At 64.9% G+C, this 11656-nt stretch carries 11 protein-coding genes; 3 read left to right on the plus strand and 8 right to left on the minus strand.

Features of this window, described 5'->3' with window-relative positions:
- The first annotated feature begins 410 nt into the window (after window positions 1-410).
- Window positions 411-1886, plus strand: a complete 1476-nt coding sequence (locus BN423_RS10870) for a variant leucine-rich repeat-containing protein (protein WP_232385554.1) — start codon at window positions 411-413, stop codon at window positions 1884-1886.
- Between the two features lie 83 nt (window positions 1887-1969).
- Window positions 1970-3187 carry a variant leucine-rich repeat-containing protein gene (locus BN423_RS09090; RefSeq protein WP_019239941.1) on the plus strand — a complete coding sequence of 406 codons (1218 nt, stop codon included), beginning with the start codon at window positions 1970-1972 and terminating at the stop codon, window positions 3185-3187.
- Between the two features lie 163 nt (window positions 3188-3350).
- On the opposite strand, the gene BN423_RS09095 is transcribed toward BN423_RS09090, so the two are convergent.
- From BN423_RS09095 to BN423_RS09120, 6 genes are all read right to left on the minus strand, one after another.
- Window positions 3351-3959, minus strand: a complete 609-nt coding sequence (locus BN423_RS09095) for a YczE/YyaS/YitT family protein (RefSeq protein ID WP_019239942.1) — start codon at window positions 3957-3959, stop codon at window positions 3351-3353.
- A gap of 52 nt (window positions 3960-4011) precedes the next feature.
- Window positions 4012-4281, minus strand: a complete 270-nt coding sequence (locus tag BN423_RS09100; protein WP_019239943.1) for an HPr family phosphocarrier protein — start codon at window positions 4279-4281, stop codon at window positions 4012-4014.
- A 104-nt stretch (window positions 4282-4385) separates the two neighbouring features.
- Window positions 4386-5825 carry a glycoside hydrolase family 1 protein gene (locus tag BN423_RS09105; RefSeq protein WP_019239944.1) on the minus strand — a complete coding sequence of 480 codons (1440 nt, stop codon included), beginning with the start codon at window positions 5823-5825 and terminating at the stop codon, window positions 4386-4388.
- Between the two features lie 178 nt (window positions 5826-6003).
- Entirely contained in the window at window positions 6004-6348 is a 345-nt protein-coding gene (locus tag BN423_RS09110) for a PTS lactose/cellobiose transporter subunit IIA (RefSeq protein ID WP_019239945.1), read from the minus strand.
- A gap of 27 nt (window positions 6349-6375) precedes the next feature.
- Window positions 6376-7656 carry a PTS sugar transporter subunit IIC gene (locus BN423_RS09115; RefSeq protein WP_019239946.1) on the minus strand — a complete coding sequence of 427 codons (1281 nt, stop codon included), beginning with the start codon at window positions 7654-7656 and terminating at the stop codon, window positions 6376-6378.
- Between the two features lie 96 nt (window positions 7657-7752).
- A complete protein-coding gene (locus BN423_RS09120) occupies window positions 7753-8070 on the minus strand; it encodes a PTS sugar transporter subunit IIB (protein WP_019239947.1) in 318 nt (105 codons plus the stop codon).
- Window positions 8071-8301: 231 nt separating this feature from the next.
- On the opposite strand from BN423_RS09120, the gene BN423_RS09125 reads away from it, so the two are divergent.
- Window positions 8302-10260 (plus strand): BglG family transcription antiterminator, encoded by a 1959-nt coding sequence (locus BN423_RS09125; RefSeq protein WP_019239948.1) that lies wholly within the window; start codon window positions 8302-8304, stop codon window positions 10258-10260.
- 156 nt (window positions 10261-10416) lie between these two features.
- On the opposite strand, the gene recR is transcribed toward BN423_RS09125, so the two are convergent.
- Window positions 10417-11013, minus strand: coding sequence for a recombination mediator RecR (gene recR, locus BN423_RS09130; RefSeq protein ID WP_019239949.1), 597 nt, complete (start codon window positions 11011-11013; stop codon window positions 10417-10419).
- Window positions 11014-11025: 12 nt separating this feature from the next.
- Window positions 11026-11346 (minus strand): YbaB/EbfC family nucleoid-associated protein, encoded by a 321-nt coding sequence (locus BN423_RS09135; protein WP_019239950.1) that lies wholly within the window; start codon window positions 11344-11346, stop codon window positions 11026-11028.
- Window positions 11347-11656 lie beyond the last annotated feature (310 nt).

The following is an 11656-nucleotide window of genomic DNA, read 5'->3' on the forward strand; positions in this document are numbered from 1 at the left end:
TTTACGAAAGCGCTTCGCGTGTAAAAGCGACAACTTTGTGCGCGAAGGGCGGCGGGGCACCGTTCCGCTACGCCCCGCTGATCTTTACGTTCGCTCGAAACCCCGAAGATCCATAGCAATGCCCAAACGCCACGCGGCGAGCTAGAAGAGCGCGGCCACCTCGAAGGCTCGACCGTGAGCGGGCGCATGCGCCGGCGCGGCGCGCGACATGAGCCGGATCTTCCATGGATACAATTACATCAGACCCGTAGCGAGCTGATCGTCGACTTGGAGGAATCATGACCGCCGCGCAGGAGACATCTTACGAAAGCCAGATCGTCCGATACTTCCTAAATCTCGTCTCTACTAAGGGCGAACTCAGTTGTGCTTTGAAATCCTGCATTGCTGCGTGCCCGTCGTGCCCACCGGAGGTGCTGGCGAAGCTTGCGACTGAGGAAGATCTGGTAATTCGTTGGGAACTCTCCCAGAACCCCTCGTGCCCGCCGGAAACGCTGAAGCAGATTGCGGAGGACGCGTTCTACGCGTGGTCGCACGGCGCGGAGGAGATGGAGGGCGACTCCTGGCAAACGTTGACGCTGTGCGCCGGGAACCCCGCGTGCCCGCCGGATTTGCTCAAGAAGCTCGCAAAGGACGGGGACCGGGATGTGCGCCGGGCGGTCGTCGCGAACCCCTCGTGCCCGCCGGACCTGCTCGCGGCGCTCGTGGAGGACGAGGACGAGTGGGTGCGCGGGGCGGTTGCCGAAAACCCCTCGTGCCCGCCGAAAACACTGACGGTGCTCGCGAGTGACGGGGACCGGGATGTGCGCCGGGCGGTCGCCGGGAATCCCTCGTGCCCGCCGGACCTGCGCGCGGGACTCGCAACGGACGAGGACGGGTGGGTGCGCCAAGCGGTCGCCGCAAGACCCTCGTGCCCGCCGGAGACACTGGCAGTCCTTGCGAGGGACGAGGATCAGAATGTACGTGAGGCATGCGCCCGGAACCCCTCGTGTCCGCCGGACCTGCTTGCGCGGCTCGCTGAGGACGAGAGTCACGCCGTACGCGGGTCGGTCGCCAGAAACCCCTCGTGTCCGCCGGAACTTCTCGCGGTGCTCGCGGCGGACGAGGACGGATGGGTGCGCAAGGCATGCGCCGGTAACCTCTCGTGTCCCCTGGATCTACTCAAGAAGCTCGCAAAGGACGGGGACCGGGATGTGCGCCGGGCGGTCGTCGCGAACCCCTCGTGCCCGCCGGACCTGCTCGCGGCGCTCGTGGAGGACGAGGACGAGTGGGTGCGCGGGGCGGTTGCCGAAAACCCCTCGTGCCCGCCGGACCTGCTCGCGCGGCTCGCTGAGGACGAGGACGAGTGGGTGCGCGGGGCGGTTGCCGAAAACCCCTCGTGCCCGCCGGACCTGCTTGCGCGGATCGCTGAGGACGAGAGCCAAGCCGTGCGCAGGGCGGTCGCCAAGAACCCCTCGTGTCCGCCGGACCTGCTTGCGCGGCTCGCTGAGGACGAGAGTCAAGTTGTGCGCGAGACGGCCGCCAAAAACCCCTCGTGTCCGCCGAAGGTGCTGGCGAGACTCGTGGTGAACGAGGATCCTTGGGTGAGCCCGAAGGCCGCAATGAACCCCTCGTGCCCCATAGCAGAGGTTATGCGGCTTGTTCTCGATAAATTCTGCTCTCGGTTCGGTTCGGTAAAGCCTACTCTCGATGAAGCTCGGCAGGATAGAGCCAGATGGCCCCGGACTGCCGAGAACCAGGTTCACCCGACGAGCCCCTCGCCTGAGCTCGCTGGAAGAACGGACGCATCTTTTGTGGACGAGCTCGAGCGGCTTGCCAGACTCCACAGGGAGGGGGCACTCGGCGACGAAGAGTTCGCCGCCGCGAAGCGCAAGCTGCTCGGCGTCTAGCGAGCACTCGGAGAAATTCTCTGTTTGGCATGCATAAAATTACATCAGACCCGTAGCGAGCTGATCGTTGACTTGGAGGAATCATGGCCGCCGCGCAGGAGACATCTAACGAAAGCGAGATCGTCCGAGACTTCCTAGACTTAGACCCCTTCTTGCTCCCGCTCATCCGTGATTTGAAATACAGCATCCCTGCGAACCCGTCGTGCCCGCCGGAAGTGCTTGCTGAGCTCGCGACGGACGAGGACACGTGGATGTGCAGGGCGGTCGCTGGGAACCCCTCGTGCCCGCCAGAAGCGTTGAAGCAGATGGCTGAGGACGCGCTCTGCGCATGGTCGCACGGCATGGAGACCCTTGAGGGCGACTCCTGGAAGAAGCTGAAGCTGTGCGCCGGGAACCCCTCATGTCCGCCGGACCTGCTCGCGGAACTCGCAACGTATACCCACGAAACGCGCGCTGAGAATCCCTCATGGCAGCCGGAAACGCTGGAGGAGCTCGTGGAGTATTCCTTGCAGCACTCAACGTGCGAGGCATGTGCGGGGAACCCGTCGTGCCCGCCGGAGACGCTGGCTGAGCTCGCGATGGACTGTCGCTGGGATGTGCGCAAGGCAGTCGCCGTGAACCCGTCGTGCCCGCCGGAGACGCTGGCTGAGCTCGCGACGGACGAGGATCAGAATGTGCGCCAGGCATGCGTCTGGAATCCCGCGTGTCCGCCGGAACTTCTCGCGCGGTTCGCAGAGGATGAGGATCCATATGTGCGCGAGGGGGTCGCTAGGAACCCCTCGTGCCCGCCGAATCTGCTCGCGATGCTCGCGGAGGACGAGAGCTGGGAGGTGCGTGCAGTATGCGCCGGGAATCCCTCATGGCCGCCGGAGACGCTGACAAGACTCGCGATGAGCGAAGACCGGTTTGTGCTCGAGGGGGTCGCTAGGAACCCCTTGTGCCCGCCGGACGTGCTCGAGAAGCTCGCAGAGGAGCCGGAACCGGATGTGTGGTTGGCGATTGTTCAGAACCCCACATGTCCCCCGGACCTGTTCACACGAGTCGTGGAGCGTTGGAACTTGTACCCGATTGATATAGCCCAAACTCCCTCGTGTCCGCCGGAACTTCTCGCGCGGCTCGCAGAGGATGAGGATCCATATGTGCGCGAGATAGTCGCCGAAAACCCCTCGTGTCCACCGGAGACGCTGACGAAGCTCGCGATGGAAGGGAATTACCTGATGACCCGGGCGGCCGCAGCGAACCCATCATGCCCCATAGCAGAGGTGATACGGCTTGCTCGCGATAAAGCCTACTCTCGGTAAAGTAGCCTAATGGCGTAGAGTCATATGACTGCGGGCTGCCGCCAGGTTTACCCGACGCGCCCCTCGTTTGAACCCGCCGGACACGCGGCGCGGGGGAGACGGACCCTCGGCCAGCCGCGTCCCAGCAGTGGCGGCTGCGAGAGCCCGGCTCCCCGGCGCCGCGTCAGGCGCGCTCGGCCTCCGGGCGCGCGCCGAAGCCCACCCGGGCGAGCAGGCGCGCGAAGAACTTCACCAGGCTGCCGTTCACGAGCACGAAGAGCACGGTGCCCACGCCGAACACGCCCCCGATGAGCATGCCGCCCACGAGGCACGCGGCGTCGATGACCGTGCGCCACACGGCGTATCCGCCCGGGAGCACGCTGCCGAGCTTCTGGGCGATCGCGTCCGTCACGTTCATGCCGTTGCGCACCGCCTGCAGCATCGCGTACGAGGCGCTCAGGCACACCTGCCCCGCAAGGAGCGCCGCCACGCGCAGCGCGAGGCCCTGCGCGGCGAGGTCCATCGGCAGGATCCAGATGTTGAACAAATCGATGAGCTGGCTCGTCATGATGCCGCCCACCACGCTCAGCACGCCCACGCGGCTGCGGTTCACGATGAACGCGACGATGGTCGTCGCCACCGTGAAGATGAGCTGCGCCTGGCCGAGCGTGATGCCGAACGTGCGGCTCATGCCGTCGAGCAGCACGTCGATCGAGTCGCTCCCCAGCTCGACGGCCACGAAAAGGCAGATGCCGAGCGCCATGACAGCGGAGCCCAGAAGGGCCTTCGCCACCTCCGGGCTCCACGTGCGCAGAAAGCTGCTTGGGGTGGCGGTAGCGCGGCCGCTACTCACCGCATCCGCTCTCGACGAGCTCGACGAGGGCGTCCACGGCCGCCTGCTCGTCGTCGCCCTCGGCCGAGATCTCGACCTGCGTGCCCGAGCCGATGCCCATGCCCATGAGCATGAGGACGGACTTGGCGTCGCACGTCGCCTCGGTGTCGAGGCGCTTCACGGTGATCTTCGATGCGAACTCGCTCGCCTTCTTGGTGAACACCGCCGCCGGACGGGCATGCAGCCCGCTCGCGTTCTCAACCGTCGTGGTCTTCGCGTACATGGAAACCCCTTTCTGGAGGTGGTGATAAAAAGGTGACTGACACCTTTTTATCACGGTCATCGAGCCGCCCCGCAGCCCACCGGGAGCCGCAGGGCGGTAAAACCTTACGCCAGGTCCGCGCCGTTCGAGGCGATGACCTTCTTGTACCAGGCATAGCTGTCCTTGAGGGAGCGCTTGCCGGTGCCATGGCCGTAGTCGTCGAGGTCGACGTAGATGAAGCCGTAGCGCTTGCTCATCTCGGACGAGGAGCAGCTCACGAGGTCGATCGGGCCCCACGCGTAGTAGCCGCGCACGTCGACGCCGTCCTCGATGGCCTCGCGCACCTGCTCGAGGTGGGCGCGCAGGTAATCGATGCGATACGTGTCGTGGATGGAGCCGTCCTCCTCCACCGTGTCGTAGGCGCCGATGCCGTTCTCGGTGATGTAGATGGGCTTCTGGTAGCGGTCCCAGAACTCGTTGAGCAGGATGCGCAGGCCGATGGGATCGATGGACCAGCCCCAGTCGCTCGCCGGGATGTCCGGGTTGCGGATGGCGTCGTTGCCGTTCTCGTAGCTCTCCTTCGTGACCATGCGGGTGTAGTAGTAGGAGAAGCTGAAGAAGTCGGCCGTGTTCTTGAGGTCCTCGAGGTCGCCCTCGGTCACCATGACGTGGATGTCGTGGTCCTGGAAGTAGCGGTAGGCGTAGCCGGGGTAGGTGCCGCGCAGCAGCACGTCGGAGTAGAAGTACTCCATCTGGTTGTGCTTGAGCGTGGCCAGCTGGTCCTCGGGCTTGGCGCTCGCCGCGTAGGCCGGGCCGCCGCAGAGCATCATGCCGATCTGCATCTCCGGGTGATGCTCGTGCGCGTACTTCGTGGCGCGGGCGCAGGCCACCATCTCGTTATGGACGGCCTGGTACTTGGCGCTCATGAGGTCGTCGACGCGGTCGCTCGCCACGCCCAGGTGGTTGAAGCTCTCGTGGCCGATGAGGTTGATCTGGTTCACGATGATCCAGTACTTCACGAGCCCCGCGTAGCGGTCGAACACGGTCTCGCAGTACTTCGTGAAGAAGTCGATGGTCTCGCGCGAGTACCAGCCCAGGTAGTTCGTGGTGAGGGCGAGCGGCATCTCGTAGTGCGAGATGGTGATCATGGGCTCCATGCCGTTCTTGACGATCTCCTTGAAGAGGTCCTCATAGAACTGGAGGCCGGCCTCGTTGGGCTCGGCGTCGTCACCGTTGGGGAAGATGCGCGACCAGTTGATGGAGGTGCGGAACGTCTTGAAGCCCATGCCGGCCAGGAGCTTCAGATCCTCCTTGTAGGTGTGGTAGAAGTCGATGCCCCAGCGCTTGGGGAACACGCGGTCGGTTGCCTCCATGGCCTCCTTCACGAAGGTGGAGTCGACCTCCTCGTTGTACTTCTTGTCGATGGCGATGTCGTCGCGGAACTCGTTGATGTCGGCGATGCACCAGCCCTTGCCGTCCTGATCCCAGGCGCCTTCGAGCTGGTTCGCGGCGACGGCGCCGCCCCACAGGAAGTCGTTGGGGAAACCGGTGGGAACCCTGTTCATGACTCGAGCCTCCTTGCCCGTGAACGTGCGTGAAACATGTGTGAGAGACGAATGCCCGGCACCGCGCCCGAGACGGTGCGGTACCGGGCGAATCTACGAGAACCGGGACGTGGGTATGGGGAGATGCGCCCCGGGTTCCAAGCGATCGTGCAGGCAGCGCGTGCGCTGCGCCGCGGCTCTACCCAAGCTTCTCCTCGAGCGCGGCGAGGCGCTTCTCGTAGGCGTCGAACACGCCGATGAGCTGCTTGGTGATGTTGATCTCGCTGTTGATGGTCATGAGCGTGTCCTGCGCGTGGGTGAAGAGCAGCGAGTAGCCCTTCCCCTCGCCGCGCGCCTCGCCCTGGATGGCATCGGTCTGGACACGGTGCGCCTCGGTGATCTCGGTGTGCGCGGTCTCCATCTTGGCGCGGGCGCCCTCGATGTCGAACTGGGCGAGCGCTTCCATGGCCTCCTTGCAGGCGACGCGGGCGTCACCGGCGTGGAGGATGATGTTCATGGCGCTCTGAACGGTTTCTTCATCCATTGCAGACAGTCCTTTCCTACGCAGCGGCTATGCAGTGGCCTTGGCGGAAACCTTCTTGGCTTCCTTCTCGGCCTCCTCGTCGCAGCACTGCTGGTCGTACGCCTTCATGAAGGGGAACCAGATGGCGGCAGCGACAAGGAACTCGATGATAACGAAGATGATAGCCGCGATAGAACCGCCGGTGGAAATCCACGTGCCGATGGGGTACGGGCAATACCAAAGCTCGAACTGGATGTTGTTGAACGGGGCGAACTGGATGACCTTGACGCCGAACCAGGTGAGGAGCGGCATCACGATGCCGATGATCCACATGGGGAGCATCATGATGGGGTTCCAGGCGATGGTGCCGAAGACGACGGGCTCGTTGATGTTGAAGATGGCGGGCGCGATGCAGGCGCGGCCAAGGGCCTTGAGCTTCTGGGACTTGGCAGCGAACATCATCTCGAGCACGAGCGGCATGGTGCAGCCGATGCCGCCCCACCACATGTAGGTCACGTACACGAGGGTCTCGGTGTAGATGCCCTGGTTGGCAGCGGTGGCCTCGCCGGACGCGATGAGCGCGAGGTTCGCGGCGATGGTGGCGAGCTTGATGGGCTCAGCAACCGGGGTGAGCACCCAGGAGGAGATGCCCATCGAGTAGATGAAGCAGTAGATGAAGATGATGAGCGTGAAGCCGTACCACGTGTTGGCGATGCCCTGCAGCGGCATGAACAGGTTGACGGCGATCTGGTAGAGGTCGACGCCGAAGATCTGGACGACGGCGAAGAACGCGAACACGGTGATGCCGATGGGCAGGAGCGCGTCGAACCACTGGCGCACGAAGTCGGGGATGACCGAATCCTCCTTGAAGAAGGAGAACTTGCCGAAGAGGTTGAACACGATGCAGACGATGATGCCCGTGATCATGGCGCAGAACATGCCGCCGGCGCCGAGCGCGGAGGAACCGAAGCCGGCCTCGCCCTCGCTCAGCACCTCAGGGGTGATGGAGATGAGGAACGTGGAGATGCCGGTCAGACCCGCGATGAGGCGGCTCTTGCGCAGGCGCTTCTTCTCGCAGAAGTTGAACGGGATGAGGAAGGACACGAAGAGCGACACGAGGCCCATGGTCCAACCGTAGGGCGTCCAGAACGAGAACGGCAGGGTCACGAACGACTCGAGCACCGTTCCCATGCAGAAGATGGAGCCGACGAAGATGAACGGCAGCACCTGGAGCATGGAGTCCTTGAGGGTGAGGATCCACACATTGGTGTTCACGATGTTCATCTTGGGCTGGAAGCTGTTCTCAAGCCAGTTGATGAGCTTTTCCATCCTGCACTCCTTTCCTAAAACGCGGGGGATTCCCCCTTTTCCGTGCTGCGAATCCACGGCGCGCAGCTCGCCGGATCACCGAGGGTGCGCGCGACCCTACTCCTCGCCCATCTCGGACAGCAGGTGGTCGAGGGCGGCGTCGCCGTCGAGGGTGGAGTAGTACTCCTTCTTCATGAGGATGACCTTCACGGGCAGGCCGTGGGTGTACTCGTCGATCTCGTCGAGGATGTAGGCGAGGTGCGGGCCCACCATGAGGGCGTCGATCTCATCCACGTAGGACTCGATCTCGGACTCGCTGCGCGCGACGACCGAGATCTCCAGGCCGCGCGCCTTGGCGGCCTTGCGGATGTTGGCGGCCATGAACCCCGAGCTGGCACCGGAACCGCACACCAAAAGGACGTTGAGCTTCTTCATTGCTTTCCTCCTTAACAAGAAGGTACTGGGACGACACCATAGAACCGCGTTTGCCGGCGACCGTCCAACAGCCTTCTGCCGCCTATCGCGGCAAAAGACGAAACACGGCGGAAGCATAGGGTCTATATACTTATGGTGCGTTGCGGCGAGAGGGGTGGGCCGCGGCGACGACGGCGCGCGGAAGCTGCGGCGCGCCCGGGAGCCGGAACGACCGCCCCGCGAAGGTGGCCCATGGCGCAGCCCAGCTACACAGACCAGGAACTCGAGCTTCTGCGCGCGCTGTTCCAAAGCAACGAGCCCGTTTCGGGCAAGGCGCTCGCAGCGCAGCTGGGCGTGTCCGAGCGCACGGTGCGCAACCGCGTGGGGAGCATCAACCACAAGGGCGAGAAGCCGCTCGTGAAGTCGGGGCGCAGCGGGTACACCTGCGACCGCGTGACCGTCCCCGCCGTGCTCACCCTGGAGGAGCGCGCGCCGTTCAGCCAGCCCACGCCGCAGACGCGCGAGGAGCGCCGCGCGTACGCGCTCAAGCGCATCATCCAGAACCCCGGCCCCCTCAACATCTACGACCTCTGCGAGGAGCTGTTCGTCTCCACCTCCACCATGCGCAAGGAGCTCGGCCGCATGATGCGCACCTGCGCCGAATACGACCTCGAGCTCTCGCACACCGGCGACCTGCTCTCCATCCAGGGCACCGAGAAGAACAAGCGCCGTCTGCTCTCCGGCCTGCTCTACGAGGAGACGAGCGTCAACTTCATGAGCCTCGACACCATCCAGCACGCGTTCCCCGACATCGACGCCGTGTTCATCCGCGACGCCGTGGCCGAGACGCTCGAGCAGGCGCGTTACTTCGTGAACGAATACTCGCTCATCAACCTCGTGCTGCACATCGCCATCGCGCTCGACCGCATCAAGGGCAAGGGCGCGCAGCACGCGACCCTCCCCAAGACGGACGGCGCGCGGGAGAGCGTGCTCAAGCCGCACGAGGCGGACATGGCGGCGAGCATCGCCCGCAAGCTCGAGGATCACTTCGACGTGCCGTTCAGCGGATCGGAGGAATACGAGCTCGCGCTGCTGCTGGCCTCGCGCACCACGACGCTCGACTACAACGCCGACGCGGGCGACGACCTCTCGCGCTACGTGGACGCCGACTGCCTGGCGCTCGTCGACGAGATCATCGGGGACGTCTCGATGTACTACTTCATCGACCTCTCCGAGAAGGAGTTCTACGTCCGCTTCGCCCTGCACATCAAGAACCTGCTCGCCCGCGCGCGCACCGAGTCGTTTGCGCGCAACCCCCTTACGGACGAGATCAAGTCGAGCTGCCCGCTGCTCTACGACACCGCGGTGGGCTCGGCCGGCATCATCAAGCGGCGCACGGGCATCCAGATCAACGACGACGAGATCGCCTACATCGCCTTCCACCTGGGCAGCACCATCGAAGCGCAGAAGCAGCTCAACAGCAAGGTCAAGACGGTGCTGTACTGCCCCGCGTACTACAACATCGACAAGAACCTGCAGGAGTTTCTGAACAAGCATTTCTCGGACGACGTGCTCGTCACGAACATCGTGACCACGGAGCGTGCGCTCGAGCACCTCGCCGGCGCCGACCTCATCATCACCACGAACCCCATCGCGCACGCCCCGGCCGTGCCCGTGCTGCACGTCGGCATCGCGCCGCACGACACCGACGTGCCGCAGGTACGCGCCGCCGTGGAGCGCGTGCAGCGCGGCAAGCGGCGCGAGAAGTTCCGGAGGCGGCTCGGCGAGCTCGTCAAGCCGGAGCTCTTCGCCACGGGCGAGCCCGTGCGCACGCGCGAGGAGATCATCCACGCCATGTCCGCGCGCCTCATTGAGCTGGGCTATGTGAACGAGGGGTTCGAGGACGACGTGCTGGAGCGCGAGCACCTGTCGTCGACGGCGTTCGGCGCGGTGGCGGTCCCGCACACCATGAAGCCGTACGCGAACGAGAGCAGCATGTCCGTGCTCGTGCCCGACGAGCCGGTCGCGTGGGGCGACGGCACCGTGTCGCTCGTGATCATGCTCGCGTTCTCACGCGGGCAGCGCGCGACGTTCAATGAGCTCTTCGACCCGCTCGTGTCGATCCTCATCGACCCGCTCAACGTGCGCGAGCTCGCCGGCATCCGCGACTACCAGGCCTTCATCGACCGACTGGGGGACATGCTGGCCTGAGTCATTGGGGACGAGTCGTCGGGGACGGGTGAGACAGTGGGGACGGGTTCAAATGACTCAGCGAGACAAACGAACCCAACCCCATTGACTCAGTGAGTCATTTGAACCCGTCCCCACTGTCTCACCCGTCCCCGACGACTCGATGACTCCAACGGCTCACAGCGCGCGGCGGGCTTCGATGGCGCGGCCGAGCGTGAGCTCGTCGGCGTACTCGAGGTCGCCGCCCACGGGCAGGCCGCTCGCGAGGCGGCTCACCGTGATGCCGAGCGGCTTGATGGTGCGTGCGAGGTAGGTCGCCGTCGCCTCGCCCTCGATGTTGGGGTTCGTGGCAATGATGACCTCTTGGATGTCCTCCTCGCCCAGGCGCGCGAGCAGCTCGCGCACGTGCAGCTGCTCCGGGCCGATCTTCTCCATGGGGCTGATCACCCCGCCGAGCACGTGGTACAGCCCATGGTAGCTGCCCGTCCGCTCGATGGCCTGGATGTCGCGGGGCTCGCCCACCACGCAGATGCGCGTGCGGTCGCGCATGCCGTCCATGCAGATGGGGCATTCGTCCGCCGTGGCGTAGTTGAAGCAGCGCTTGCAGAAGTGGACGTGCTCCTTCACGTCGAGGATCGCCTGCGCCAGGCGGCGCGCCTCCTCCGCATCGGCCTCGAGCAGGTAGTAGGCGATGCGCTGCGCGCTCTTGGGGCCGATGCCCGGCAGGCGCCCCAGCTCGTCGAGCAGCCGCTGCAGATCCTGATTACTCGCCATCTCGCGCAGCCTTTAGAACGGCATCCCGGGGATGTTGAGCCCGCCGGTGATGGCGCCCATCTGGCGGTTCGCGAGGTCGCCCACGCCGCGCAGCGCCTCGTTCACGGCGGCGGTGATCATGTCCTCGAGCATCTCGACGTCCTCGGGGTCAAGCGCCTCGGGATCGATCTTGAGCGAGGTGATCTGCATCTCGCCGTTCACCGTCACCTTGACCATGCCGCCGCCGGCCGACGCGTCGACCGTCGACTGGGCGATGTTCTCCTGAGCCGCCGCGAGCTGCTCCTGCATCTTGCGGGCCTGCTTCATCATCTGCTGCATATTCATCTGAGCCATGCGGAACTCCCTTGCTTGAGCATGCGATTCGTTGCCGAGACATGGTATCACGAACGCATCGGCCGAGCGCCGCGCGGGCACCCGCCGTGGAGGGCCGGCGCAGGCAGCGCTTCGCGCGATGCATCGGATGGGACGGCAGGGCTACTCCTCGTCGGACTCCGGGAACACGACGCCCTCGCCGAAGATCGTGGAGAGGATGTCCTTGATCTCGTCGTTCGCGGCACCGCCTGCGGTCACGGGGGCGGGGGCGGCTTCCGGCTGCGGTGCCGGGGTGGGGGCGGCTTGCGGCTGCGGTGCGGGAGCGGGCGTC

The organism is Enorma timonensis (assembly GCF_000321165.1).
In the GTDB taxonomy this organism is placed as follows: domain Bacteria; phylum Actinomycetota; class Coriobacteriia; order Coriobacteriales; family Coriobacteriaceae; genus Enorma.

Excerpts from the sequence above, each read along its gene's own strand:
- BN423_RS09090 (WP_019239941.1), top strand. The coding sequence starts at position 1,970 with ATGGCCGCCGCGCAGGAGACATCTAACGAAAGCGAGATCGTCCGAGAC.
- BN423_RS09100 (WP_019239943.1), bottom strand. The coding sequence starts at position 4,281 with ATGTACGCGAAGACCACGACGGTTGAGAACGCGAGCGGGCTGCATGCC.
- BN423_RS09105 (WP_019239944.1), bottom strand. The coding sequence starts at position 5,825 with ATGAACAGGGTTCCCACCGGTTTCCCCAACGACTTCCTGTGGGGCGGC.
- BN423_RS09110 (WP_019239945.1), bottom strand. The coding sequence starts at position 6,348 with ATGGATGAAGAAACCGTTCAGAGCGCCATGAACATCATCCTCCACGCC.
- BN423_RS09115 (WP_019239946.1), bottom strand. The coding sequence starts at position 7,656 with ATGGAAAAGCTCATCAACTGGCTTGAGAACAGCTTCCAGCCCAAGATG.
- BN423_RS09120 (WP_019239947.1), bottom strand. The coding sequence starts at position 8,070 with ATGAAGAAGCTCAACGTCCTTTTGGTGTGCGGTTCCGGTGCCAGCTCG.
- BN423_RS09125 (WP_019239948.1), top strand. The coding sequence starts at position 8,302 with ATGGCGCAGCCCAGCTACACAGACCAGGAACTCGAGCTTCTGCGCGCG.
- recR (WP_019239949.1), bottom strand. The coding sequence starts at position 11,013 with ATGGCGAGTAATCAGGATCTGCAGCGGCTGCTCGACGAGCTGGGGCGC.
- BN423_RS09135 (WP_019239950.1), bottom strand. The coding sequence starts at position 11,346 with ATGGCTCAGATGAATATGCAGCAGATGATGAAGCAGGCCCGCAAGATG.